Source organism: Streptomyces sp. NBC_01591, assembly GCF_035918155.1.
Lineage (GTDB): Bacteria > Actinomycetota > Actinomycetes > Streptomycetales > Streptomycetaceae > Streptomyces.
The window spans coordinates 5,031,423-5,055,731 of record NZ_CP109327.1; the positions used below are offsets into that span (position 1 = coordinate 5,031,423).

Annotated in this window: 23 protein-coding genes; 15 read left to right on the forward strand and 8 right to left on the reverse strand. The window is 71.2% G+C overall.

Translation table 11 applies throughout. From position 1 onward, the window contains the following. Positions 1–143 precede the first annotated feature (143 nt). Together OG978_RS23525 and OG978_RS23530 are read left to right on the forward strand one after the other, a co-directional pair. Positions 144–989: a VOC family protein gene (locus tag OG978_RS23525; protein ID WP_326767109.1), complete on the forward strand. Its 846-nt coding sequence runs from the start codon at positions 144–146 to the stop codon at positions 987–989. 164 nt (positions 990–1,153) lie between these two features. Beyond that, the gene (locus OG978_RS23530) at positions 1,154–3,511 is read left to right on the forward strand and encodes an outer membrane protein assembly factor BamB family protein (RefSeq protein ID WP_326770138.1); all 2,358 of its coding nucleotides are present in this window, start codon (positions 1,154–1,156) and stop codon (positions 3,509–3,511) included. A 67-nt stretch (positions 3,512–3,578) separates the two neighbouring features. On the opposite strand, the gene OG978_RS23535 is transcribed toward OG978_RS23530, so the two are convergent. Further along, the gene (locus OG978_RS23535) at positions 3,579–4,283 is read right to left on the reverse strand and encodes a hypothetical protein (RefSeq protein ID WP_326770139.1); all 705 of its coding nucleotides are present in this window, start codon (positions 4,281–4,283) and stop codon (positions 3,579–3,581) included. 160 nt (positions 4,284–4,443) lie between these two features. Between OG978_RS23535 and OG978_RS23540 the strand changes: the two genes are divergently transcribed. Continuing rightward, a complete protein-coding gene (locus OG978_RS23540) occupies positions 4,444–4,989 on the forward strand; it encodes a hypothetical protein (RefSeq protein WP_326767110.1) in 546 nt (181 codons plus the stop codon). A gap of 28 nt (positions 4,990–5,017) precedes the next feature. Here OG978_RS23540 and OG978_RS23545 read toward each other — a convergent pair whose 3' ends face one another. From OG978_RS23545 to OG978_RS23555, 3 genes are read right to left on the reverse strand one after another with little or no spacing between them, the layout of a single operon-like run. After that, positions 5,018–5,791, reverse strand: coding sequence for an enoyl-CoA hydratase/isomerase family protein (locus OG978_RS23545; RefSeq protein WP_326767111.1), 774 nt, complete (start codon positions 5,789–5,791; stop codon positions 5,018–5,020). Between the two features lie 6 nt (positions 5,792–5,797). Then, the gene (locus OG978_RS23550; protein ID WP_326767112.1) at positions 5,798–6,238 is read right to left on the reverse strand and encodes a Zn-ribbon domain-containing OB-fold protein; all 441 of its coding nucleotides are present in this window, start codon (positions 6,236–6,238) and stop codon (positions 5,798–5,800) included. A 5-nt stretch (positions 6,239–6,243) separates the two neighbouring features. After that, positions 6,244–7,413: a lipid-transfer protein gene (locus OG978_RS23555; RefSeq protein ID WP_326767113.1), complete on the reverse strand. Its 1,170-nt coding sequence runs from the start codon at positions 7,411–7,413 to the stop codon at positions 6,244–6,246. 71 nt (positions 7,414–7,484) lie between these two features. On the opposite strand from OG978_RS23555, the gene OG978_RS23560 reads away from it, so the two are divergent. From OG978_RS23560 to OG978_RS23570, 3 genes are all read left to right on the forward strand, one after another. Further along, positions 7,485–9,044 carry a FadD3 family acyl-CoA ligase gene (locus OG978_RS23560; RefSeq protein ID WP_326767114.1) on the forward strand — a complete coding sequence of 520 codons (1,560 nt, stop codon included), beginning with the start codon at positions 7,485–7,487 and terminating at the stop codon, positions 9,042–9,044. A gap of 94 nt (positions 9,045–9,138) precedes the next feature. Then, on the forward strand, positions 9,139–9,414 hold the full coding sequence (locus OG978_RS23565; RefSeq protein ID WP_326767115.1) for a hypothetical protein: 276 nt from the start codon (positions 9,139–9,141) through the stop codon (positions 9,412–9,414). Continuing rightward, a complete protein-coding gene (locus OG978_RS23570) occupies positions 9,414–9,809 on the forward strand; it encodes a hypothetical protein (protein WP_326767116.1) in 396 nt (131 codons plus the stop codon). Before OG978_RS23565 ends, OG978_RS23570 begins: the two co-directional genes overlap by 1 nt. Before the next feature lie 133 nt (positions 9,810–9,942). On the opposite strand, the gene OG978_RS23575 is transcribed toward OG978_RS23570, so the two are convergent. Together OG978_RS23575 and OG978_RS23580 are read right to left on the reverse strand one after the other, a co-directional pair. Further along, positions 9,943–10,152, reverse strand: a complete 210-nt coding sequence (locus OG978_RS23575) for a hypothetical protein (protein WP_326767117.1) — start codon at positions 10,150–10,152, stop codon at positions 9,943–9,945. Positions 10,153–10,372: 220 nt separating this feature from the next. Beyond that, positions 10,373–13,330 (reverse strand): AfsR/SARP family transcriptional regulator, encoded by a 2,958-nt coding sequence (locus OG978_RS23580; RefSeq protein ID WP_326767118.1) that lies wholly within the window; start codon positions 13,328–13,330, stop codon positions 10,373–10,375. Positions 13,331–13,592: 262 nt separating this feature from the next. Between OG978_RS23580 and OG978_RS23585 the strand changes: the two genes are divergently transcribed. Further along, complete coding sequence (locus OG978_RS23585) at positions 13,593–14,825, forward strand: amidohydrolase family protein (protein ID WP_326767119.1); 1,233 nt, start codon at positions 13,593–13,595, stop codon at positions 14,823–14,825. A 70-nt stretch (positions 14,826–14,895) separates the two neighbouring features. On the opposite strand, the gene OG978_RS23590 is transcribed toward OG978_RS23585, so the two are convergent. Both OG978_RS23590 and OG978_RS23595 read right to left on the reverse strand, forming a co-directional pair. Beyond that, positions 14,896–15,720, reverse strand: a complete 825-nt coding sequence (locus OG978_RS23590; protein ID WP_326767120.1) for a MerR family transcriptional regulator — start codon at positions 15,718–15,720, stop codon at positions 14,896–14,898. A gap of 203 nt (positions 15,721–15,923) precedes the next feature. After that, positions 15,924–16,127: a cold-shock protein gene (locus OG978_RS23595; RefSeq protein ID WP_003967102.1), complete on the reverse strand. Its 204-nt coding sequence runs from the start codon at positions 16,125–16,127 to the stop codon at positions 15,924–15,926. A 341-nt stretch (positions 16,128–16,468) separates the two neighbouring features. Between OG978_RS23595 and OG978_RS23600 the strand changes: the two genes are divergently transcribed. The 8 genes from OG978_RS23600 (at position 16,469) to OG978_RS23635 (ending at position 24,282) form a co-directional block, all read left to right on the forward strand. Further along, positions 16,469–17,347 carry a menaquinone biosynthetic enzyme MqnA/MqnD family protein gene (locus tag OG978_RS23600; RefSeq protein WP_326767121.1) on the forward strand — a complete coding sequence of 293 codons (879 nt, stop codon included), beginning with the start codon at positions 16,469–16,471 and terminating at the stop codon, positions 17,345–17,347. Between the two features lie 430 nt (positions 17,348–17,777). Next, positions 17,778–19,625 (forward strand): serine/threonine-protein kinase, encoded by a 1,848-nt coding sequence (locus tag OG978_RS23605; RefSeq protein WP_326767122.1) that lies wholly within the window; start codon positions 17,778–17,780, stop codon positions 19,623–19,625. Positions 19,626–19,697: 72 nt separating this feature from the next. Further along, positions 19,698–20,897 carry a cyclic dehypoxanthinyl futalosine synthase gene (gene mqnC, locus OG978_RS23610; protein ID WP_266730534.1) on the forward strand — a complete coding sequence of 400 codons (1,200 nt, stop codon included), beginning with the start codon at positions 19,698–19,700 and terminating at the stop codon, positions 20,895–20,897. Positions 20,898–20,904: 7 nt separating this feature from the next. Next, positions 20,905–21,558: an imidazolonepropionase-like domain-containing protein gene (locus OG978_RS23615; protein ID WP_326767123.1), complete on the forward strand. Its 654-nt coding sequence runs from the start codon at positions 20,905–20,907 to the stop codon at positions 21,556–21,558. A gap of 369 nt (positions 21,559–21,927) precedes the next feature. Continuing rightward, positions 21,928–22,251, forward strand: a complete 324-nt coding sequence (locus OG978_RS23620) for a hypothetical protein (protein WP_326767124.1) — start codon at positions 21,928–21,930, stop codon at positions 22,249–22,251. Positions 22,252–22,326: 75 nt separating this feature from the next. After that, entirely contained in the window at positions 22,327–22,941 is a 615-nt protein-coding gene (locus OG978_RS23625) for an RNA polymerase sigma factor (RefSeq protein WP_326767125.1), read from the forward strand. Beyond that, the gene (locus tag OG978_RS23630; RefSeq protein ID WP_326767126.1) at positions 22,938–23,282 is read left to right on the forward strand and encodes a hypothetical protein; all 345 of its coding nucleotides are present in this window, start codon (positions 22,938–22,940) and stop codon (positions 23,280–23,282) included. Before OG978_RS23625 ends, OG978_RS23630 begins: the two co-directional genes overlap by 4 nt. 307 nt (positions 23,283–23,589) lie before the next feature. Beyond that, positions 23,590–24,282: a demethylmenaquinone methyltransferase gene (locus OG978_RS23635; RefSeq protein WP_326767127.1), complete on the forward strand. Its 693-nt coding sequence runs from the start codon at positions 23,590–23,592 to the stop codon at positions 24,280–24,282. Positions 24,283–24,309: the final 27 nt, after the last annotated feature.

The following is a 24,309-nucleotide window of genomic DNA, read 5'->3' on the forward strand; positions in this document are numbered from 1 at the left end:
GGGTTCCGTTGGGGTTCTATCGAAAATGCGTTCGATGTGGACGGGTCGGGGCGCGATGCGCGCGACCCGCGGTTACGTTTGCTGTGACGAGTGTCACTGCCACGGACGGCGAGCGACGCGTGATCACGGAAGGACCTGGGCCCATGGCCTCATTCGCGCGATCCGCGCCGTGCTGGGTGGATGTGCAGCTTCCCGACCTGGAAGCGGGCAAGCGCTTCTACGGTGAGCTGTTCGGCTGGACCTTCCGGGCCGGTGAAGGACCGTACGCGGACGCCTTCAGCGGCGGGAAGCTCGTCGCCGCGCTCGCCGCCAAGCAGGACGGCCGGATGCCCACCGCCTGGGGGATCTACTTCGCCACCGACGACATCGTCGCGTCCGTCGCCCGGATCAGGGAGGCGGGCGGCCAGGTGATCACCGAGCCCGTCCGGGCCGGCCGGGCCGGAGTGCTCGCCCAGGCGGCCGACCCCGGCGGAGCGGTCTTCGGACTCTGGCAGGCCGGTGACCGCGAGGGCTTCCAGAAGCAGAACGAACCCGGCTCCTTCTGCTGGACCGAGGTCTACACCCGGCAGAAGGACCAGGTGGACGCCTTCTACGAGGAGGTCTTCGGCTTCCAGGGCACCGATCTCTCCCAGGGCACCGAACTCGACGAATCCGGCGAGGGCGAACCGGGCACGGCCGAATCGCGCCCCGCATCCCGCCCCGACTTCCGCATGTGGTCCCCGGCGGGCACCGAGCCAGGACCCGACACCGCGGTCGGCGGCCGCAGCGTCATCACCGACGCGTTCCCGGCGGAGATGCCCAGCTACTTCCTCAGCTACTTCGCCGTCGAGGACTGCAACAGCGCCGCCGGGAACGCCGTACGCCTCGGCGGCCGCATCTCCGCGCCGCCGTTCGACATCCCGTACGGGCGGATCGCGGTCCTCCAGGACGATCAGGGTGCCGTTTTCGCCGTACTTCAGCCCCCTGTGTCCGAGAAGGGGGCAGAGTGAGCTGTGACACCCCGATCCGCCCCCGGGTTCGCAACCAGGGCCTCAGCCAGGAAGAATCGGGGGTGCGCACCGCCGGGTGGTGCCCAGTGGTGAGACGCCGTGCAGGGCGGGTTTTCGCGGGCTTCTGTTCCTGAGGCTCGTACGGGGAGGTGGCAGGGCAAGTGGTGGAGCAGCTGACGCAGCACGACCCGAGGCGGATCGGCCCGTTCGAGGTGCTGGGACGGCTCGGTGCCGGTGGCATGGGGCTGGTCTATCTCGCCCGCTCGGCTTCGGGCCGACGCGTGGCGATCAAGACGGTCCGTACGGAGCTCGCCGAGGACCAGCTGTTCCGGGTCCGGTTCACGCGCGAGGTGGAGGCCGCCCGCGCCGTCAGCGGTTTCTACACGGCCGCGGTGGTGGACGCCGACCCGCGCGCGGCCGTGCCGTGGCTGGCCACCGCCTATGTGCCGGCCCCCTCGCTGGAAGAGATAGTGAGTGAGTGCGGGCCCATGCCCGTCCAGGCGGTGCGCTGGCTGGCCGCCGGTATCGCCGAGGCCCTCCAGTCGATCCACGGTGCGGGACTGGTCCACCGCGACATGAAGCCGTCGAACGTGCTCGTCGTCGAGGACGGCCCGCGGGTGATCGACTTCGGGATCGCGTCCGGGGTCTCCAACACCCGGCTGACCATGACGAACGTCGCCGTGGGCACGCCCGCGTACATGTCGCCCGAACAGGCCAGGGACTCGCGCAGCGTCACCGGGGCCAGTGATGTCTTCTCGCTCGGCTCCACGCTGGTCTTCGCCGCCACCGGTCACGCGCCGTTCCACGGCGCCAACCCCGTCGAGACGGTCTTCATGCTGCTGCGCGAAGGACCCGACCTGGAGGGCCTGCCCGGCGAACTGCGGCCGCTGATCGACTCCTGCATGCAGATGGACGCCGGGCTGCGGCCCACCCCCGCCGACCTCCAGGCCCAGCTCGCCCCGCACCTCTTCGCCTCCGGCGGCGACGACAGCGGTACGGCCTCGGCGTGGCTGCCGACCTCCGCCACCGCGATGATCGAGCAGCGCCGCGGCGGCCGGAAGACCACGGCACCCGCCCCGGTTCCGCCGCCGCCCCAGCAGCCGCCGGGCGCCGACCCGCGCTCCCTGGCCGTCGGACCGGCTCCCGGACCGTCGCCGGTGTCCGACGCGGGCGGTCCGGTGCGGCTGCCCGGTGCGAAGGTGCCGATCGGCCCCGGCCCGCGGGCCCAGGACGTCCGGGCCACCGCCACGGCCACCGCGGACGCGGGCCCCGCGACCGGCTGGGTGCGCCCGCCCGTCGGGATGAACGGTTCCGCCCAGACAGCGCCCGCCGCCCCCGTACCTGTACCCGGACCCGCGCAGCCGCCGGAGCCCCCGCCCGGCCCGGACCGCTGGCGGCCCTGGCGGTTCCGGATGTCCAACGACGTCTGGGGGACACCCGTCGTCGCCGGGGACCTCCTCTACGTCACGTCGTTCGAGGTGCACGCCCTGGACGTCGGCAACGGGCGGCGCCAGTTCAAGACCCGGGACGTGGCCTGGGTGATGGCCGTCGAGGGCGGCCGTATCCACGCCTCCGACGGGCCGTCCCTGTACGCCCTGGACGCGGCGAGCGGCGGCGAGCGGTGGCGGCTGCAGACGGACGCCTGGGTCTACTCCCTCAAGGCCGACCGCGGCACCGTCGTCACCGGCACCAGGGGCGGCGGCGTCCAGGCCTGGGAGGCGTCCACGGGCGAGAAGCTGTGGGAGAGCGGCGGCGTACAGACCGACTTCGAGACGGCCGAGGCCGGACCCACGATCCACGACGGCACGGTCTACCTCTGGCAGGACGCCCGGCTGCGCGCCGTCGACGCCCGTACCGGCATCGAGCGCTGGTCGTACCCCATCGGCGACGCGGCCTCCTGCGGCGGTGTGCCGGTCCGGGTGACCGCGGCGCCGGACGGCTTCGTCTACGTCAGCGCGGGGGCCCGGGTCCTTGCCGTGGACACCGTGTCCGGGCATGTGCGCTGGCGCTTCGAGTCGCCCACGGTCTTCCTCTCCCCGCCCGCGTTCGCACCCGGCCCCGCCGTCACCGGCGGCGGCGTGTACCTCGCCGACTACCTCGGCACGGTGTACGCGCTCGACGCCTCGACCGGCAAGGACCGCTGGCGCATCGCCACGGAGGCCCGCCAGTCGATCGAACCGGTCCTGGTGACGGCCGGAAACGTCCATGTCGGCAGCGGCAGCGCGCTCTACACGCTCGACGCGGTCACCGGCACCCCGAAGTGGCGGTTCGCGGCGGGCGGCGAGGTGGTGGGCGCCCCGGTGGTCGCCGACGGCCGGGTCCACTTCGGCTCCGCCGACCACGTCCTGTACACCCTGGACGCGGCGGGCGGCCAGCTCCGCTGGAAGCTGGCGACGGGCGGTGAGATCACGGGTTCGCCGGTGGCGCAGGGCGGTGTCGTGTACGCGTGCAGCAAGGACCGCTGCGTGTACGCGCTCGACGCGCTGAAGGGAACGGGCACGGGCAGCCGGGCCAGGACGTAGACCGCGTCGAAGACGTGAAATCCAGCCCGTCCGGCGTTCGAGGAAGGAACCCCGGGCGCGGAGGGCCTCAGCGGCCCGGGCGCCCGTCCGCGTCCGGGCCCTCGTCCGGCACGACGGGGTAGGGGGCCGTATCCCGGTCGTCCGAGGCCGAGCCCGGCGCGGACCCCGGCCCCGACGCCGCGTCCGGGCGCCGGTCCGCCGGGTCCGGCCCCGTGTACAGCTCCGGCTCGGGCTCCGGCAGGGTGCTCGTCTGTACGGACGGCCCCGGCTCCTGCGTCGGCGGCCAGGTGTCCGGGTGCTCCGAGCCGGGCGCCGCGTACGGCTGGTTGCGCGCCCTGCGGGCAAGCCGGCGCCGGGCACCGCGCCGCCCCGACATCACCGCCGCGCCCAACAGCAGCAGCACCCCGCCCGCCGCCGCCCCGGCCACGCCCCACCCCAGCCCGGAACCGTCGCCCGCGACCGCCAGACTGCCCGCCGCCTGTCCCTGGCGCACCATCCACAGCACGGTGAACCCGAGCACCACCACGCCCGCGGCCGCCACCAGCAGCCGTGACCGCAGCGCCACACCGACCACCGTCAGCACGGCGGCGAACAGGAAAGCGAGCAGGATCGAACCCAGCGGTCCGGGCCGGCCGGCCGTGATGCCGGTGAACAGCTCGTCGATCCGGTAGTGACGCCCGAGGCGACCGTCGTACCAGTCACGGAAGGGGCTCAGCACGGCGGCCGCCGCTCCGGTGAGAGCGAGCACCGAGCCGAGGACGTTGCGGATCATCATCGGCCTCCTGCGCGTGCGCGGACCGGCGTCACAGCTCTGCACCGCTCTCGGCCTCGACGCTACGCCCGGCCCTTCACCCCCGCCACCTTGCGCTACCGTGACGCACGGTCGTTCGACAACTGCAGAAACGGACAACAACACAAGGGGGGCTGCATCGATGATGCGGCAGCACATAAAGCTTTCCGCGGTACTGGTCGTGGTGGTACTCGCACTCACCGGTTTCTCGACCTCCAGCCACGGCGGCCGCAGCGGCAAGAGCAAGAGCGGCGGGTCGAGCAGCAGCGGCGGCGGCTGCTCCAACTCCAAGAAGAGCAACGACAGCTACAACAGCAGTGACTACGACGACGATGACTACGACTCGTCGAGCAGCTCCTCCGGCGGCACCGACTACGCGACGGCGCCCCCGACCGCCACGGCGTCCGATGAGCCCCAGGCATACGTCTTCCGCTGTGCCCAGCCCCGCAAGGGCAAGCGCAAGGCCGTCACCACCTCCGCCGTCAGGCTCACCGCGAACGCCGCCGGCTCGCACAGGTACGAGGTCGAGGTGGCCTTCCTCAACGCACGCGGCAACGCCATCGACATCGGTTACGCCACCGTGGACGCCGAGGGCGGCGAGACCAAGACCGTCTCCGTGCGGATGGACGACCCGCGCAAGGTCTCCAAGGTGAAGAAGTGCCGGGTCGAGGCCGAACTGACCTACTGACGCGCAGGCGGGCCCACCATTCGGCCCGTCAGCGCGTCCGGAACCCGCCCCCGCCCCGCCCCCGGAACAGCTCGGCCTGCCGCTCCGGTGGCAGATTCCCGAGTGCGACGAGGTGCGGGGCGTGGGCCATGGCCTGCGCCCTGGCCGCCTCCCGCGCGGACCACACCGCCCGTACCGTCCCCTGCACCGCCTGAGTCGGGTACGAGGCGATCACGCCCGCCGCCCGCAGCGCCGCGTCCACCGCGCCGCCGGGCGCAGTCAACTCGCTGACCAGGCCGGTCTCGTACGCGCGGCGGGCGGAGACCCGTTCCGCCGTCCCCATCAGCGCCATCCGGGCCACCTCGCCGAACGGCATCCGCTGAGCCATCGAGATCGCCTCGAACGCGCTGACCATCCCGTACGTCGTGTGCGGGTCGAAGAACGTCGCCTCCTCGGACGCGATCACGAACTCCGCCTCGCCCAGCAGATAGAACGCCCCGCCGCAGGCCATCCCCTCCACGGCCGCGATCACCGGCTTCCACAGGTCGTTCGCCTTCGGCCCGATCGCGAGCAGCGGATCGTCGATCGTGTACGGGGACGAGGGCTGCGGCACGTCCACGCCCCGGTCGATCCCCGTGCAGAAGGCCCGGCCGCCCGCACCGGTGAGGACCACGGCCCGCACCCCGTCGTCGAAGCGGAACGCCCGCCAGGCGGCGGTCAGTTCGGCGGCCGTGGCCAGGTCGATCGCGTTGTGCTTCGCGGGCCGGTCGAGGGTGACGAGCGCGACCCCGGTCTCCTTGTCCGTCTCCGTGCGCAGCGCCATCGCCCCTCACCTCTCCAGCAGCCAGCGCACCAGGGTCACCCCGGAACCGGCCGGGCAGAACGCCGCCCGCACCGGCGCACCGATCCGCAGCCGCCCCGGATCGACCGAGTCCAGCGGGGCGTCCGGACCGCTCACCACATTCCCGACCAGGCGGATCTGCGGGGCGTCCGCCAACTCGACCACGACGGCGTTGTACGGGGCCTGCGCGGCGTACGCGGGCAGCAGCGGCGGATGCGGCAGCACGTAGGACCAGATGCGGCCGCGTCCGCTCATCGGCCGCCACTCGCTCTCGAAGGACTGGCAGTGCGGGCAGCACGGCCGGGGCGGGAAGCGGAGCCGTCCGCACTCCGGGGCGGCGCACGCCTGGACGCGGAGTTCACCGCGGGCCGCGTACTCCCAGAAGGGTGCGCCGTCCTCGTCCACGACGGGCAGCAGCAGAGCATCCATCCCGGTCAACTCCTCAGTAGCACGGCGGAGGTGGGAACGCCCTCCCCGGCGGTGACCAGACACGTCCCGGCGTCCGGGACCTGGGCGGTGGAGACGCCGCGCAACTGCTTGACGCCCTCGTTGATCAGGTTGAAGCCGTGCACGTACCCCTCACTGAGCCCGCCGCCCCCGGTGTTGATGGGCAGCCGACCGCCGCTCTCCAGCGCCCCGCCCTCGGTGAACGCGGCGCCCTCGCCGCGTCCGCAGAAGCCGTAGCCCTCCAGGGAGAGCGGGATGAGCGGGGTGAACGCGTCGTAGATCTGGGCGACATCCACATCGTCCGGGCCGAAGTCGGCCTGCTTCCACAGCTGCCGGGCGGCCGTCCAGGCGGGTCCGGTGAGCGGGTCGTCGTTCCAGTAGTTGACCATTCCGTGGTGCTGGGCGGGCAGACCCTGGGCGACGGAGTGGATGTAGACGGGCTTCTGCCGGCAGTCGCGGGCCCGCTCGGCGGAGACGATGACGCAGGCCAGCGCCCCGTCCGTCTCCAGGCAGTTGTCGAAGAGGCAGAGTGGCTCGCTGATCCAGCGCGAGGTCATATACATGTCGCGGGTCAGCGGCCGCTCGTACATCACCGCGTCCGGGTTCTGGTTGGCGCGGTTGCGGCAGGCGAGGGCGACGTTGAAGAGGTGGTCGCGGGTCGCCCCGTACTCGTGCATGTACCGCCGCGCCAGCATCCCGATCTCGTCGGCCGGCCGCAGCAGTCCGTACGGGCGGGTCCACTGGGCGGGGGTGGGCAGCTGCACGGCGGTGTTCTTCCACGGCCGGGGCCCCGACCCCCGCTTCCGCGACCGCCAGGCGACCCCGACGCTCGCCTGCCCGGTCGCCACGGCGGCGGCGAGATGGGCGATCGTCGCGCAGGAGCCGCCGCCCCCGTACCCCACCTTGCCGAAGAAGGTGACGTCACCGGCACCGATGGCCTTGGCGACCTCCACCTCGTCGGTCTCCTCCATCGTGTACGAGGCGAATCCGTCCACCTCCGACGCGGCGATGCCCGCGTCGTCGAGCGCCGCGACGATGGCCCGACAGGCCAAGGTCTTCTCGGATTCCGGCAGTTGTTTCGCGAAGGCCGTCTGCCCTATGCCGGCTATCGCCGTCGCGTCCTTGAGTGCCGTCACCGCCACCTCCCAGGCCGTCATGACTGCTGACAGCGGCTGAGGCTACAGCTAATCTGACGGATAGTCAGCTACTGCGTCAGGGAGGGCGAGCGATGCGCGGCGACGAGGAGTGGGGCACCATCCCGGAGCTGGTCCGGGCGGCGGTGCGACGGTACGGGGACCGGGAGGCGGTCGTCGAGGGCCGCACCCGGATCTCGTACGCCGAACTCGGCGATCGCGTGGAGCGGGCCGCCGCCGCGTGCATGGCCTCGGGCGTCGAACCGGGGGACCGGGTCGCGGTCTGGGCCCCGAACACCCTGGACTGGATCGTCTCCGCGCTGGGGGCGGTGACGGCCGGCGCGGTCCTCGTCCCCCTCAACACCCGCTTCAAGGGCACCGAAGCGGCGTACATCCTGCAACGCAGCCGGGCCAAACTCCTCTTCGTCACGGGCACCTTCCTCGGCACCTCGTACGTGGCGTCGCTGCGCCGGGCGGAAGCCGAACTCCCCCACCTGGAAAAGGTGGTGGTGCTGGCGGACGCCGCCCCCGACGACTACGTCACCTGGAAGGACTTCCTGGCGGCGGGGGAGGGGGTGTCCGGCGCGGCGGTACGGTCCCGCGCCGACGCGATCGCCTCCTCGGCCCCCTCCGACATCATCTACACCTCGGGCACCACGGGCCGGCCCAAGGGCGCCGTCATCACCCACGCCCAGACCCTGCGCTGCTACGCGATCTGGAGCGAACTGGCGGATCTGCGCGAGGGCGACCGCTATCTGATCGTGAACCCGTTCTTCCACACCTTCGGCTACAAGGCGGGCATCATCGCCTGCCTGATGCGGGGCGCGACGATGGTCCCGCAACCGGTCTTCAACGTGGACACGGTCCTGGCCAACATCGCCGCCGAACGCATCTCGGTCCTGCCCGGCCCGCCCACCCTCCACCAGTCCCTCCTGGACCACCCGGCACGCTCCGCCCACGACCTCTCCGCCCTCCGCCTGGTGGTGACGGGCGCGGCGGTGGTCCCCCTGAGACTGGTGGAACGCCTGCGCACGGAGCTCCACATCGCCACGGTCCTCACCGCGTACGGCCTCTCCGAGGCGAGCGGCATCGTCACGATGTGCCGCCGCGGCGACCCGGCCGAGACGATCGCCTCGACGTCCGGCCGGGCGATCCCGGGCACCGAGATCTGCGTCCTGGCCGACCCCGGCTCGCCCGGCGAGGTCCTGGTCCGCGGCTTCAACGTGATGCAGGGCTACTTCGAGGACCCGGAGACCACGGCCGCCGCGATCACCCCCGACGGCTGGCTCCGCACCGGCGACGTGGGCGTCCTCGACGAGGCGGGCAACCTCCGGATCACCGACCGGATCAAGGACATGTTCATCGTCGGCGGCTTCAACGCGTACCCCGCCGAGATAGAGCAGCTCCTCGGCCTGCACCCGGACGTGGCCGACGTCGCGGTGATCGGCATCCCCGACCCCCGCCTCGGCGAGGTGGGCAAGGCGTATGCGGTGCGCCGGCCGGGCGCGACGGTGACGGCCGACGACCTGATCGCCTGGTCCCGCCGCGAGATGGCGAACTACAAGGTCCCGAGGTCGGTGGAGTTCGTACCCGAACTGCCGCGCAACGCGAGCGGCAAGGTGGTGAAGGGGGAGCTGCGGGGGCGGGAGGCCTGACGCGCGTCAAGGGCTCGGCTGCCCCGTCATCCCTTCGGGTCGAGCTGGGGGAAGGGGGCGCCGGAATGCCCGATGCGTCGGTATGGTGATAGGTATGGCAACCAAGAAGTACACGGTCACGCTGCCGGAGGAGCTCGCGGAGGAGATCCGCAGCGAGGTGGGTCCGGGGGCGTTCAGCGCGTATGTCACCCACGCCATAGAGCGCCAGCGCGAGCATGACCGGCTGGGGGAGCTGGTGGCGTGGATGGAGGAGAAGCACGGGCAGGTGACGGAGGCGGAACTGGCGGCGGCGGAGGCGGAGCGCCGCGAGATCGAGCGCTGGTTCGACGCTCAGGAGGCAGGCGCGAAGGCGCACAGGGACGCTGCCTGATGGCGGGCGCCTGCTATGTGCTGGACTGCGAGGCGCTTTCGCGGGCTGCGCTCGGAGACCTGGAGATGAAGGCCAGACTCAAGGATGCGCACCGGGCGGGCGTCCGGGTCGTGACGAGCTCCATGACCCTCATCGAGGCCTATCACAGCAGGATCCGGCGACCGGAGTGGAACTGGGCGATGTCCCGGATCATCGTCGAGCCCGTGACCAAGAAGGTCGCGGACGAGGCGATCGGACTGCTGGCGGACACAGGTCTGCACGGCCACAAGTACGCCATCGACGCGGCCCTCGCAGTGATCGCGGGGCGGCAGCAGGGCCGGGTGGTGGTCTTCACCTCGGACGAGGACGACATGGGGAAGCTGTGCGGGGCGGGGGTGCTCGTCCGGGAGCTGTAGCGGTGAACGCGCAGAGGGGCACGAGCCGATGGCTCGTGCCCCTCTCCGGTTGTGCTGTACGCCCCCCGACGTACAGCGACCGCGACGGCTCCCCCTCCGCGCCGCCGCGGCCGCTCTCCCCGTCGAGTGAGGTTCAGGCCTTCTCGGAACCCGCGTGGTTCTCCTGCGTCTTGAGCAGGTCCTTCGGCGTGCTGCCGGCGTGGTTCTCCAGGGTCGTGATGTCCTCGCTCGCGCTGCCGGCGTGGTTCTCCAGCGGCTTGACGGCGCCGCCGTTGCTCGGGCTGCCGGCGTGGTTCTCCTGAGTGGTCGCGGCACCGGTCTTCGGCTTCAATGCGTCGCTCATGCCTGTCAACTCCCAAAGTTCTTGCTTGCGTGGTCGGCGATGCCCGTCCGGCTGCTCCCCCGTGGGCTGCCGGACGGGCATATCAGGGCCGTTCACCCTAGCGGTGTGGTCCCCCGTGCAACCCGCCTGCCCCCCGACACGACGGATCGATGGGCTTAAGACTGACGAGTGGCGATAAACGTTCGATGAACGCCGCCGGTTCTCTGCTGGTTCCGGCGTGTCAGGCGGCACTGGCCGGGGAGAGGAGGGCCCGGACCTTGTCCGCCTCCGCAGCTCCGAACTGTTCGTGGATGGCCAGTGCTTCGGTCCAGCATGCATGTGCCCGGTCGATCTGACCCAGGCGTTCGAGGGCGTGTCCCAGGGTGATCAGAACGTTTCCCCGCATCCATTCGCCTCCGATGACACGCAGAGCCAGTGCCTGCTCCGCGTGCTGAGCCGCCCGCGCGGGGCGCTCGTCGGCCAGGTGTGCCTCCGCCATCCGGAAATGGGTCGAGCCCTCCCAGAGGCGCTGGCGGTTGCCCTGGAACACGCGCAGAGCCTCGTCGAGCTCCGCCAGGGCCTCGGTCGGCCTTCCGGCCTGAGTAAGCGCGATGCCCAGCGCGAAGCGACCGTTGGCCGTGCGGAGGCTGAGTCCCATTCCGTCGAAGATGGCTGTGCCCTGCTGGGCGAGCTCGACCGCGCTGGCCGTGCGGTCCATGTTCACGTGGATACGCGAGAGATTGCACAACGCGGACGCCTCGCCGACCAGGTTTCCGTCCGCGCGGTAGCTGTCTATCGCCTGCTGCAGGAACTTCTCGCCCTCTTCGTACCGCCCCTGGTAGAACGCGATGATGCCGCGGTCGTTGGGGGCCCAGCATGCGGGGATCGGGTCCTCGGTGCTCCTGGCCAGATCCATCGCGTGCCCGGCCTCCTCGTCGGCCAGCGTGAAGCGGCCGGAGACGAGGTAGACGGTGGACAGCGAGGCACGGGCCCGTGCCTCGGACCGAGGGTCTGCGGCAGCCATCGCCGCGTCGCGCAGAGCCACGCCCGTGGTCTCGTACTGGCGGGAGTTCGCGCCCGACTCGGCAAGGTCCTTCGCCGCGCAGAGCAGGTCGACGGCACGCTGCAGCATTCCGCTCGACGCGCTCTGGTGGGCGCAGGCAAGCAGCGAATCAGCCTCGCTGTACAGCCAGTCCACCGCCTCGTGCCCGTCGGTGAACGCGAGCCCCGGGTGCTCGGTGGTCACCAGGTGGGCGACAGCGCGGTCCCCCGGCCGCTCCAGCGCGTACACCCCCGCCGCCGTCGCCAGGTAGAAGTCCAGCAGCCGTGACAGCGCCGACTCCCGTTCCTCCAGAGGCTCTTCGCCCCGCTCCGCGCAAGAACGCGCGTAGAGGCGCACCAGGTCGTGGTAGCGGTAGCGGCCGGGGGCCGCGGACTCCACGAGGCTGGTGTCCACCAGGGACTCCAGGAGGTCCTCGGCCGTGTGGGTCTCCAGGTTGAGCAGGGCCGCCGCGGCGGCCAGGGAGATGTCCGGGCCGTCCGCCAGGCCGAGGAGGCGGAAGGCGCGGGCCTGGGCGGGCTCCAGCTGGCCGTAGCCGAGCTCGAAGGTGGCCTTCACCGCGAGGTCGCCGGCCTGGAGTTCGTCCAGGCGGCGGCGTTCGTCGGCGAGCTTGGCGGCCAGGACGGAGACCGTCCAGGTGCGGCGGGCGGCCAGGCGGGAGGCGGCGATGCGGATGGCCAGGGGGAGGAAGCCGCAGGCCGCGACCACGTCCAGGGCGGCCTCACGCTCGGAGTTGATGCGCTCCTCGCCCACGATGCGGGTGAAGAGCTGGAGCGCCTCCTCGGGCGACATCACGTCCAGGTCGACCAGATGGGAACCGGCCAGGTCGACCATCCGGACGCGGCTGGTGATCAGCGCCGCGCAGCCCGCGGTGCCGGGGAGCAGGGGGCGGACCTGGGCCGCGTCGTGGGCGTTGTCGAGGAGGACCAGTATCCGGCGTCCGTCGAGCGTGGAGCGGTACAGCGCGGCGCGCTCGTCCAGGGAGTCGGGGATCGCCGAGTCCGCCGTGCCCAGCGCGCGCAGGAACGCGCCGAGGACCGTCTCCGGCTCCGCCGCCCGTGCGCCCGCGCCCTGGAGGTCCACGTACAGCTGGCCGTCCGGGAAGTGCTGGCGCGCCTGGTGGGCGACGTGGACGGCGAGGGTCGTCTTGCCGACGCCGCCGATGCCGGCCAGCGCCGAGACGGCCATCACCGAACCCTCGGCGGTCGCCAGCCGGTCGCCCAGTTCGCGTACGAAGGAGGCGCGGCCGGTGAAGTCCGGGACGGTGGCCGGGAGCTGGGCGGGGCGCACCGGGGCCGGGGCGGGAGCCGGTTCGTCCGCGGGGCGGGCGAGTTCCTCGTCGGCCCGCAGGATGCGCTGCTGGAGCTGGGCGAGCTCGGGGCGCGGGTCGACGCCCAGTTCGTCGGCGAGCAGCCGGCGGGTGTCGGCGTAGACGGCCAGCGCCTCGGCCTGGCGGCCGCTGCGGTACAGGGCGATCATCAGGAGCTCGCGCAGCCGTTCCCGCAGGGGGTGCGCGGCTGTGAGCGCGGTCAGTTCGGAGACCGCCTCCGCGTGGCAGCCGACCTCCAGATCCAGGTCGAGGCGGGTCTCGGTGAGCTGGAGCCGCCATTCCTCCAGGCGGGTGCGCTGGTTCTCGGCGTACGGTCCGGGCACGGAGGCCAGGACCTCGCCGTCCCACAGCCCGAGCGCCTTGTTGAGCAGGGTCCGGGCCTGGCAGCGGTCGCCGGACGCGCGGGCCTTGTCCGCGTCGGCCGCCAGCTCCTGGGCCACCGTCAGGTCGAGGGCGTCGTGGCCGGCCCGGATCGCGTACCCACCGGCGTCGCTGACCAGCGTCTGCGGGTCGAGGACCTTGCGGAGCCGGGAGGCGTACGTGCGTATGGCGGCGAGCGCCTGCGAGGGCGGCTCGTCGCCCCAGATCGCGTCGATGAGTTCCGAGGCGGTGGCCGTGCGGCCGCCGCGCAGCAGGAGTGCCGCCAGCAGGGCGCGCTGCTGCGGCGAACCGGACGACAGCGCTTCGCCGTCCCGCCATGCCCGTACCGGACCGAGTACGGAGAAGCGCAGATCGACGCCGCCCGCCGACCGCTGTTGTGGAGCGCGCTGCTCCGGAACACGCACGTGTGGCCCGATGTCACGGTCCATTGCTGCCCCCTGCCCTGCTCGCCCCGCCTGTGCTGCCCATCGTGCTTGATGCCGTCCGCCTGGATTGCCCGCCCATGCGCCGGTCCGGGGCGGGTGGATGCGGATTGCTCGGTACCGCTGGTATCGCGCTCAACAGTCTGCCTTGTCTTGGGTGGCACGTCAGCAGTGGGTGACTCTCTGCACAAGCCCTCGACAACGATTATCGAACGGGGTCCGGCCCGCATAGCTGACGGTTCGTCAGATCAGCGCTACGGTGGTGTATATGGAGACCTTCCCGAAGATCATCTCGGTGGACGACCACACGGTGGAGCCCGCTCATGTCTGGCGGGACCGGCTCCCGTCGAAGTACCTCGACCGCGGCCCGCGGATCGTTCGCGCACCGCTCAAGGAAATGACCTTCATGGGTGGGAAGTTCGCGCCCGTGATGGGTGCGAAGGGCGACGACGGGCCGATCGGCGACTGGTGGGTGTACGAGGATCTGCACCGTCCGCTCACCCGGCTCGACACCGCGGTCGGCTACGACCGGGACGAGATCAAGCTGGAAGTCATCACGTACGAGCAGATGCGTCCGGGTTCGTTCTCGGTCCCCGACCGGCTCGCCGACATGGACGTCAACCACGTCCAGTCCGCGCTCTGTTTCCCCACCTTCCCGCGCTTCTGCGGCCAGACCTTCACCGAAGCGAAGGACCGCGAGCTGGGGCTGCTCGGAGTGCGCGCGTACAACGACTGGATGGTCGAGGAGTGGTGCGGGCCCGAGGCGCACGGCCGGCTCATACCGCTCACCCTGATCCCGCTCTGGGACGCACGGCTGGCCGCGGACGAGGTCCGGCGGAACGCGGCGCGCGGCGTGCGCGCGGTGGCGTTCTCCGAGATACCCCCGCACCTCGGACTGCCCTCGATTCACACGGACGAGTGGGATCCGTTCCTGCGGGCCTGTGACGAGACGGGGACGGTGATCGCGATGCACATCGGCTCGTCCTCGAAGATGCCGTCCACCTCGGCCGACGCCCCGCCCGCCGTGGGGTCCACCATCACCTTCGCCAACTGCTGCTTCTCGATGGTCGACTGGCTGATGAGCGGCAAGTTCGAACGGTTCCCGAACCTCCGGATCATGTACGCGGAGGGACAGATCGGTTGGATCCCGTACATCCTGGAACGCGCCGACGTGGTCTGGGAGGAGAACCGGGCCTGGGGCGGTGTCGCCGACAAGGTCCACCGCCCGCCGTCGGAGCTGTTCGCCGAGCACGTCTACGGGTGCTTCTTCGACGACGCCTTCGGGCTGAAGAACCTGGACGCGATCGGCGTCGGAAACGTCCTGTACGAGACGGACTACCCGCACTCCGACTCAACCTGGCCCAAGTCGCGTGAGGTCGGCGAGGCGCAGATGGGGCATCTGGACGCCGATGTGGTGGACCGGATCGTGCGCCGCAACGCGATCGACCTGCTGGGGCTGACGGACGACGGGCTGTGGGCAGGGCCCGGCGGAGGTCAGTAGAAGGTGTGGAAGAACGTGACACCCCGGGGTGGGGTGTCACGTTCTTCCGACCTCCAGGTGTTCCGGCGGGTCAGACCCTGGCGATCGGCTCCTGGAGCTCCGTCACCCACTCGTCCCGGTCCTCGGGGCACTCCAGGCTGATCTCCCGGGCGTAACCCGCGGACCGGTAGTCGTTGGCGTCGATCCAGCGGGCCAGGGTCTGGGCCGTCGGCAGCACGCTGTCCATCGAACCCCGGTGGACGATGGTCGCCGCCTCGAACGGGGGCAGTTCGACCACCGTGATCCCGGTGTCGCCCAGCGGGCCCACCGGGGCGGACACCGTGACGCCCGCGTGGACGACGACGCCGCCGCCTTCCGGGGCATCCTCGTAGTACGCGATCCCGGGGCCGCTCGGACTGACGCCCGCCCCGTCCAGCAACGGGAACAGCCGGTCGTACAGCGGGCCGATCACCGGAGTGATGTCCTCCGGCTCGTAGCTCGCCGCGGTGCCGGCCAGCTCGGCGACCCGTACCGCGGCAACATTCTTGACGACGACATCGTCCACAGACATGCGTCCCTCGCTCTCGATCGACCGGAGCCTCGCCTCGACCTGCGCCAGCCGTGCGGCCGCCGCCCTCATGGCCTCCTCCAGCTCCGCCTGGCGCAGCCGCAGCATCCCGCGCAGCTCCTCCGGCCCCACCTGCTCGTCGAGGATGGCCTGCACCTGCTGGAGCGTGAAGCCGAGGTCCTTGAGGGCGATGATGCGGTTGAGGCGGGCGAGCTGGGCGGCCCCGTAGAAGCGGTAGCCGGTGGCGGGGTCGGTGCGGTCGGGGTGCAGCAGCCCGATGGCGTCGTAGTGACGCAGCATCCGGGCCGACACCCGTCCGTACCGGGCGAAGTCTCCGATGGTGAACATGATGTCTCCCAGCGCACCGCTTCACACGGTGTCAAGGTCAAGCGTCGCCACCCTGCGGACGGGCATCGGAAGAAATGAGGGGGGAGAGCGGGAGCGGGATAAACCGGGGAGCGGAAAAGGCAGGAGCCCCGCTCCTCCGCCGAGGCGGAGGAGCGGGGCTCCTTGGGTACTACTAGCCGGCCGCGATCGGCCGACCCGGGCAACTAGGCCGGGGTGACGTTCTCAGCCTGCGGACCCTTGGGTCCCTGAGTGACGTCGAAGTTCACGACCTGGTTCTCCTCGAGAGAGCGGAACCCGGACGCGTTGATCGCGGAGTAGTGGACGAAGACATCCGGGCCGCCGCCGTCCTGGGCGATGAAGCCGAAGCCCTTTTCAGCGTTGAACCACTTGACGGTTCCGGTAGCCATAAGCCCTCCTTGGGCCAAAGGGTTGCCCTGCTCCAGAACCTGCAAAGAAGTCTGAAAACTACAAAAGCCTGCGGGTTACATGCTCCGCAGGCTCTGTACTGCAAGGGAAACCAAACTGCAACTTGCGTCGAGCCTAGCACGCAGCGTGTATCGAAGGGTAGAGGGAAAGATCACTTCACTCGGACGTTTGATTGCCGTGCTGATGGGCTGACGGAGCGGGCGTACGGGAGGGTGTCGCAGAGGCGACTTCGAGGGGTACGGAGGAGGCCGGGGAGTGAGATCCGGGAGCGCCTCGCGCCCCCGGTGCCGTTCGGATCGCGCCACGGGTCTAGCCTCGCGATGTGGACAATTCAACCGTCTCAACCGTCGCAGGCGACGACCGTCGGAGCCGGCCGCGCGTCGGCCACATCCAGTTCCTGAACTGCCTTCCCCTGTACTGGGGACTGGCGCGCACCGGGACCCTGCTCGACCTGGAGCTCTCGAAGGACACCCCGGAGAAGCTCAGCGAGCAGCTGATCAGGGGCGATCTGGACATCGGCCCCGTCACGCTGGTGGAGTACCTGCGCAACGCCGACGACCTGGTCGCCTTCCCCGACATCGCGGTGGGCTGCGATGGGCCCGTCATGTCGTGCGTGATCGTGTCGCAGGTGCCGCTGGACCAGCTGGACCGGGCCCGGGTGGCCCTCGGCTCGACCTCGCGCACCTCCGTGCGGCTGGCCCAGCTGCTGCTCGCCGAGCGGTACGGGGTCAACCCGGACTACTACACCTGCCCGCCGGACCTCGGCCTGATGATGCAGGAGGCGGACGCCGCCGTGCTGATCGGTGACGCCGCGCTGCGCGCCAACCTGCACGACGCGCCCCGGCTCGGCCTTCAGGTCCATGACCTGGGCCAGATGTGGAAGGAGTGGACCGGGCTGCCGTTCGTCTTCGCGGTCTGGGCGGCCCGCAAGGACTACCTGGCGAGCCTGCCCCACCAGGTGAACAAGGTGCACGAGGCCTTCCTGGCCTCGCGGGACCTCTCGCTGGAGGAGGTCACCAAGGTCGCGGAGCAGGCGGCGCGCTGGGAGGCCTTCGACTCGGAGGTGCTGGAGCGGTACTTCACGACCCTGGACTTCCGCTTCGGTCCGGACCAGCTGGCGGGTGTGCAGGAGTTCGCGCGCCGGGTCGGTCCGACGACCGGCTTCCCGGCGGACGTGAAGGTCGAGCTGCTCGGCGGCTGACGGAAGCGGGGCGGGGTACGGGCGGGGTGCGGGCGCGGGGCGTGCGCCGCGCGCCTTGCACGGGAATGCCCCGGGATATAGGTGAATTCTGTACCTTTCCGGGCCGCCTATCCCCCGCTCTTCTCCCTCCGCACTTCTCCCTCGTCTTCTCGCGCGCCTTCTCTCGTCGCTTCTCCCGGCACTTCTGCCGGTACGGCCTCGATTCGGGTTAATACGCGCCGAATAGTCGATTCCCGGGCGGTGCCGGCCGTGCGTCCCGGCCGGCTCCGGAATCGCTCGGGTGAACGACGCATTCACGCCTTTTGTTGTATCGAAAGCCGTTGTTCGTTCCCTTAGGGGTGAAATAGGCGGATGGTTTCCTCTGTGACGCGATGACCTTCGCCCCCTAGGCTTCGGTCGGAGGTCGGGCCGGTCCACAGGGGGAGTCCATATGCAGCCGCTGGAAGCCGGCGAACCGCTGACCATCGGTGCCTACCGATTGCTCGGCAGGCTCGGTGCGGGCGGCATGGGCCGGGTCTATCTGGGGCGCAGCGCGGGCGGGCGCACCGTCGCGGTCAAGGTCGTGCACCCGCATTTCGCGCTCGACGAGCAGTTCCGCGCGCGCTTCCGGCGCGAGGTGGACGCAGCACGGCGGATCGGTGCGCAGTGGACGGCTCCCGTGCTGGACGCCGACCCGGACGCGCCCATTCCGTGGGTCGCCACCGGCTACGTGGCCGGCCCCCCGCTCTCCGCCGCGGTCGCCGAGTACGGGCTGCTGCCCGAGAACGCGGTACGGACGCTGGGCGCCGGACTCGGGGAGGCGCTGGCCGCGGTGCACGAGCAGGGCCTCATCCACCGTGATGTGAAGCCGTCCAACGTACTGCTGGCCCTGGACGGCCCCCGGCTGATCGACTTCGGGATCGCCCACGCCATCGGCGCCACCGCCTCGCTCACCTCCACCGGGGTCTCGGTCGGCTCGCCCGGCTACATGGCTCCGGAACAGATCCGGGGCGTCGACATCTCGGGCGCGGCCGATGTCTTCTCGCTCGGCGCGGTGCTCGCGTACGCGGCGACCGGTACCGCTCCCTTCCTCGGCGACTCCTCGGCCGTACTCCTCTACAAGGTGGTGCACGAGGAGCCCGAGTTGGGGGAGTTGGAGGGGGATCTGCGGGAGATCGTCGCCGGGTGCCTGGCGAAGGAGCCGGAGGACCGGCCCACGCCCATGGAGCTGGCCCGGCGGCTGGCGCCGGGCGGGGCCGCCGCGCTGGTGGCGGCCGGCTGGCTGCCCGGACCGCTGGTGCGCGAGGTGAGCCGGGCCGCGGTTGCGCTGCTGGACCTGGAGCCGCAGGACGCGCCGGTGCAGTCGGGGCCGGTGCCGTTCAGCGGCGCGGCGTGGGATGCGGGCGGCGCCAACGGATTGAACGGCGCCAACGGGGCCGGGGCCGGGGGCGTGGGCGGCGGGTACGGGTCGCCGGCCGAGCCCTTCCCCACGCACGACCCGACCCGGCTGTCCCATCCGGGCGTACTGCCCTCGTGGCCCACGGCCGAGAGCGCGGCCCAGTCGGCCAGGACATCGGGGACATCCGGGGTATCCGGGCCGTCGCGGCATGCCGGTGAGTCCGGGCTGCCCGGACAACGTACGTCCGATCCCCGTTTGTCCGTCACCGTCAGCGCGGACTCCGGCCCGGCCTCTCCGGACGCGAACCGCGGCCGGAGACTGAGCTGCACCGTCGCCCTCGCGGTGGCGGGTGCTCTCGCCGCCGTGACCGTGGGCAGCGCGTTCATCTTCGACCTGATGCCGGGCGGCGGCGGCCAGAACAACGCCGAGCACGGCAACGTCGGCAGCACCCCGCCGGCCGCCACCGCGACCGGCCGGCCGTCGCAGCCCACGGACTCGGGCTCGGCGAGCCCGGAGCAGATCACCGCACTCCCGAAGGAGTTCATCGGCACCTGGAAGGGCCCGGTCACCGAGAAGACCAGCGGGCAGCCGCACGGCACGCTCACCGCCGTCTTCACCGCGGGGAAGAAGGGTACGGACGTGGTCCGGATGAACACCGAGGTCACCAGCCTCGGAGTCACCGTCAGCTGCAACAGCGTCGCCAGCCTCACCTCCGGCACCGCCGAGGAACTGACCCTCCACGAACGCGTCGACCCGGACCGGCCCAGCACCCCGGCCCTGTGCACCTCCACCACCACCGACGTCCACTTCACCCTGGCCGCCGACGGCACCCTGCGCTTCCGGTCCGAGGAGCGGGGCGCGGGTCTGCCGTACGGCACGCTGAGCCGGTCCGGCGGCTGACCCCGCAAGGGGCTGGCGTACGCTGAACCGGTCCGTAGATCCGTTGAAGAACCGCCGAAAGGTGACAGCCCGGTGACCGAGAAGGCCGACCTTCAGCCCATCCTCGACCGAGCCGCCGAGGGCGGTCGGATCTCTCCGGAGGAGGCGCTCGACCTCTACCGTTCGGCGCCGCTGCACGCACTGGGCGCGGCCGCCGACGCTGTACGCCGCCGCCGTTACGCCGGTACGGAGCACATCGCGACGTACATCATCGAGCGCAACATCAACTACACGAACGTCTGTGTCACGGCCTGCAAGTTCTGCGCCTTCTACGCCGCGCCGAAGGACACCGCCAAGGGCTGGTCCCGCGACCTCGACGACATCCTGCGCCGCTGCGCGGAGACCGTCGAACTCGGCGGTACGCAGATCATGTTCCAGGGCGGGCACCACCCGGACTACGGCGTCGAGTACTACGAGGAGCACTTCTCCGCGATCAAGAAGGCGTTCCCGCAGCTGGTCATCCACTCGCTGGGCGCCTCCGAGGTCGAGCACATGGCCCGGATCTCCAAGGTCTCCGTCGAGGAGGCCATCCAGCGCATCCACGCCGCCGGTCTCGACTCCTTCGCGGGAGCCGGCGCCGAGCTGCTGCCGGCCCGGCCGCGTACCGCGATCGCCCCGCTCAAGGAGTCCGGCGAGCGCTGGCTGGAGATCATGGAGATCGCCCACCGCCTCGGTGTCGAGTCCACCTCCACCATGCTGATGGGCACCGGCGAGACCAACGCCGAGCGCATCGAGCACCTGCGGATGATCCGCGACGTACAGGACCGGACGGGCGGCTTCCGCGCGTTCATCCCGTACACGTACCAGCCGGAGAACAACAAGCTGAAGGGCCAGACGCAGGCCACGCTCTTCGAGTACCTGCGGATGATCGCCATCGCCCGGATCTTCCTCGACAACGTCGCGCACATCCAGGGCTCCTGGCTGACCACCGGCAAGGAGGTCGGCCAGCTGTCGCTGCACTACGGCGCCGACGACCTCGGCTCGATCATGCTGGAGGAGAACGTCGTCTCCTCGGCCGGCGCCAAGCACCGCTCCAACCGCCTGGAGATCATCGACCTGATCCGCAAGGCGGACCGGGTGCCCGCCCAGCGCGCCACCACGTACGAGCACCTCGTCGTCCACGACGACCCGGCGAACGACCCGGTCGACGAGCGCGTGGTCTCGCACATCTCGTCCACCGCGATCGAGGGCGGCACGGCTCACCCGGAGCTGAAGCTCCTCAACGCCAACTGAGGCCGCTTTGCTGACCGTTCATGCCGCGCCGCTGGTTCTTCCGGTCGGCGCGGCTGCCGTTGCGCAGGGTGCGGTGGCCGTGGAGGGCGACCGGATCGTCGCGCTCGGACCGTACGACGAGGTCGTGGCCGCCCACCCCACGGCCCGGGTCCGTACATGGCCGGGCGTCATCACGCCGGGGCTGCGGCAGTGGCACGGGCTGTGGCTGCTCACCCGCTGCTACCACCCCGACCCGCGAGAGGCGGACGAGCTCGGCGACCAGCCGCTGTGGGGCGAGGCGTTCGAGCGGCTGGTCGGTGAGATGGACGCGACGCGGCGGGCGGGCAGCGTACGGCGCGGGCTGCAGCAGATGCTGCGGTACGGCACGACGCACCTCGCGGGCCGCTTCCACGACCCGGCCGTCCGCACCGCCGTCGCCCGCTCGGGTATGACGGAGGTCTCGGTCGTCGGCGCCCCCGGCATCCTGGTCGGCGAACCGAGCCTGGACCCGTTCGTGGAGGGGTACGACCTGCCCGGCTCCGTGCACGGCCCGCTCACCGTCGGCGGCCGCGCCGACCTCGCCGTCTTCGACGTACCCGATGAGGCGGCGCTGTGCGCGGCGGGGGCGGGGCGGTGCGTGGCCACGGTGCTGGGCGGGCGGCTGGTGTACCGGCGGCGCTGAGAGCCTGTCGGGTGACCTCTGATCGGGCGGCCACGCTCTGGCACGCACGCTTCCCACGTTGCCGAAATGCCCTAGTAGCTCCGCTACGAGGACATCCCGGCGCCTTGGAATCGCACGCACCAGACCGCGTCCGCTATCCGATCGAAGGCCACCCGACAGGCTCTGAGGCGTGTGCGCCGGTTGCTGTACTGCGCGGCAGATCAGGGCCGGCCTGCGGGGACTGAGCACGCTCTCCCCCGAGGAGCAGGCCGTGGTGAGGTTTCTCGGATGTGGTCGCAACCTCGGGGGGTGTCGCACGTCTGGTGGGTTGAAGGCGCCTCTCAGCTGTTGCTCCAGACCGTGTTTCCGTCACTTCCTCAGGAGAGTCCCATGTCTACGCACGCCAAGTGGAACCACTGTCTCCGCCCCCGGGTCCTGGGTACCGTCACCGGTGTCGCGCTGCTGCTGGGCGGCGGCTTCGCCATGCAGGCCGTCGCCGACTCCGGCGTGAAGCCGGCCCCCGCCGCGCCGAAGGTCACCACGACCGGGGACGCAGCCCCGCAGACCGTGTCGAAGCCCGTCGGCTCGAAGCCCGCCGGCACCCCGAAGGTCGTCGAGGCGGGCAAGCGGGCCGACGCGGGCAAGCCCGGCACCGCGCCCGTCCCGGCCGAAGCGCCCCGGGTGATCAAGCCGGGCAGCGGAGCCCAGAAGTAGCAGCAGCGGCAGCACCACGGGGCGGGCCGGCCTCTCCGCAGGCCCGCCCGCCCCTCCCGCAATGGATCGAGGTCCATGCAGTACGCCATTCCCACAGCGCCGCCCTGGTGGTCCCGTCTGTTCTCCCGCATGCCCCGGACCGAGGCTGCGCCGGAACGGGGACATCATCTGCGGGCACTCGGTACGCCGTACGACGACGAGCCGCCGCCCACGCTGACCGAGCTGTACCAGGCGCGGCGACTCGACATGGTGCGGCTCGCGCTCTTCCTGGTGGACGATCTGCACACCGCCGAGGACGTCGTCCAGGACGCCTTCGCCGCAGTCTGCCGCTCGCACGGCACCTCGCTGGACGGGCTCCAGGACCCCGGGGCCTACCTGCACACAGCCGTGGTCAACGCGGCCCGCTCCGTGCTGCGCAGACGTCGCACCGCCCGTGCCTACACCCCGCCCCACCAGGGTTATGGGCCGCCCGTCGACGAGGGGCTGCTGCTCGCCGAGGAGTACCGTCAAGTTCTCGACGCAATGGCACAATTGACGCAGCGTCAGCGAGAGGTGCTGGTGCTGCGCTACTGGTCTGAGCTGACCGAGGCGCAGATCGCGCAGACGCTCGGGCTGTCGCGCGGCACGGTGAAGTCCACCGCGAGCCGCGCGCTGGATGCCCTGGAGAAGAAGCTGGGGGCGGGCCGATGAAGCCGAACGCCGAAGACCGCCGACTTGCGACCGAGGACCGGCTGCGCGCCGCGCTGGCCGCCCGCGCCGCGCTCGTCACGCACCGCGACCTGCGCCGCGATGCACCCCCGCAGGGACGCAGTTGGGGAGTGCGCCGGGTACGCAGGATGGCCTTCGCCGCGCTCGGTGTGGCTGCCGCCGTGGTGACCGTGTGCCTGCTGGTGCTGCTGCCCGGCAGCCCGCTGGACCCGGCTCCGGTGCCGCCCGCCCGCCCCCCGGGCATCAATGAACCGGTGCCGGCCACATCTCCGCGCCCGGTCGGCCCGTCCGGTGCGGACCCCAGTGTGGCCGGCCAGCCATAGATCACGTCCGGATCGCGGCCGGTACGGCATATTCGCCCGCCCGGCGGCGCCTTTGGTGCCGTACCCCGGAACAGCTCCCACCCACCGCCTGCGACCTGCGGCTTTACGCTCCACGTGTGTGCCCGCATTCCCCTTGTCGCCGGTGCTCCACCTGGGCACCACCACAGCGGCGGCACGGACCCCTGGCTCCCGGTGGCTCTGTGTTCCCTTCCGTACCGACTGCGGGTGGCCCGGATTGGTTCAGTCCACCCGGGCCCGACTCGCGACCGGCGCGGAGCGCCGCGGACCGGGCTGCTTGAATGGGTGGGTGACCCGAGCATCCCTGGAAAAGCAGCCGCACGAAGTCGCCACGATGTTCGACGACGTGGCGGCGAACTACGACCTCACCAACGATGTGCTGTCACTCGGCCAGGCCCGCCTGTGGCGCAAGGAGGTCGCGAAGGCGGTGCACGCCCGGCCCGCCGAGAAGGTCCTCGACCTGGCCGCGGGCACGGCGACGTCGTCGCTGCCGTTCGCCGCGACGGGCGCGTACGTCGTGCCGTGCGACTTCTCCCTCGGCATGCTCCAGGAGGGCAAGAAGCGCAACTCCTGGCTGCCCTTCACCGCGGGCGACGCCACCAGGCTGCCGTTCCGCGACGAGACCTTCGACGCGGTGACGATCTCCTTCGGGCTGCGCAACGTCCAGGACACGGACGCGGCGCTGCGCGAGCTGTACCGGGTGACCAAGCCGGGCGGCCGGGTGGTGATCTGCGAGTTCTCGCAGCCGACCTGGGCGCCGTTCCGCACGGTCTACACCGAGTACCTGATGCGGGCTCTGCCGCCGGTCGCACGCGCGGTGTCGTCCAACCCCGACGCGTACGTCTACCTCGCCGAATCCATCCGCGCCTGGCCCGACCAGCCCGGGCTCGCGGCCGCGCTCCAGCGGGCCGGCTGGTCGAAGGTCGCCTGGCGCAACCTCACCGGTGGTGTGGTGGCGCTGCACCGGGGCGTGCGCCCCTGAGACAACGGTTCGGCGAATTCCGCAGAC